General features: G+C 39.1%; 2 protein-coding genes. One reads left to right on the plus strand and one right to left on the minus strand.

Annotated elements, in window-relative coordinates; translation table 11 throughout:
* Positions 1-479 (plus strand): hypothetical protein (locus tag ACFILL_RS09305; protein ID WP_375643843.1); only part of this gene is annotated, 479 nt, incomplete at its 5' end.
* A 9-nt stretch (positions 480-488) separates the two neighbouring features.
* On the opposite strand, the gene ACFILL_RS09310 is transcribed toward ACFILL_RS09305, so the two are convergent.
* Positions 489-1,039, minus strand: a 551-nt coding sequence (locus ACFILL_RS09310) for a hypothetical protein (protein ID WP_375643842.1), incomplete at its 5' end; no start/stop codon positions are given.

The following is a 1,039-nucleotide window of genomic DNA, read 5'->3' on the forward strand; positions in this document are numbered from 1 at the left end:
AACCAAACGGACGTATATCACGTGCAAAAGCACCGCGTGAAGCCGTTGATAAATTGGCAATAGAAATGCGTGCAAAGCGCTTCGGTTTAACGCTACAGGAGGCAAAAAATCCACTTTCTGGGTCTTACATAGGGCGGCTTTGCTTGCAAGGCGTGCTTACACAAGAGCAATATGACGCCGCCCAGCAATATCTACAGATAAGAAACGATTACCTTTGTGCAAAAGGCTTGCCTAATGCGATTTATGACGAAATGCCGTCATCTTCAGATGATAAGGCAAGAGATAAGTGGGTAGCATTTGCAACAGAGCAGTTTATAAACACGCAAGAGGCACTAAAAGAAGCCCAATGTCTCTATAGACAGTATAATCTTCATGCTGCGCTACAGTACCTCGTGATAGAAGATCAAATGTTACCACATCTTGTGAATTCGCTGCGTGTTGCTCTTAATGTGCTTCAGAAACATTTTGATCGTAAATGACAATCTCTATTACGGTTTCATTATATCATATATCGTTGGTAAGTCTCTGCAAAATCTAGCGACTTGTTTAGTGTTTTCATAATCACCGGTGCTCACGTCAGATACTACAACTATCATTTGTGTTTTGGGGCTAATGCCAGTTCCAGTCGAATTACTAAGAAATTTTTTTGCATAATAAATCATTGGATTTTTGCTGTTATTGGATTCGTTGTATGCCCACATAAAATCTCTTTCACTCCAATTATGTTCATAACGTAAACGACTTATTACATTGGGTAGCATTGCCCATGACATTTCTTCATTATACTCACCCCGCAATAAATTCACAAAGCGTCCACATAAAATAACGAATACGTGACGATGCAATACAGGATCAAATTTGGAAGGCATCTTATGATGGCCACGGCTGTATACAAATTCTTGTGCTTGGCTTAGCTTATTAAAATGCGTAAAGCCAGTATATTCTTTACTCGCGTATTTGTCGTAAAGTTGATTATACTTCTCTATAGTATCTACACTTGTAAACATACGCGTCAATTTGTCTATAAATCCAAATGACG

Source organism: Bartonella sp. AP20NXHL (assembly GCF_042196165.1).
GTDB lineage: Bacteria > Pseudomonadota > Alphaproteobacteria > Rhizobiales > Rhizobiaceae > Bartonella.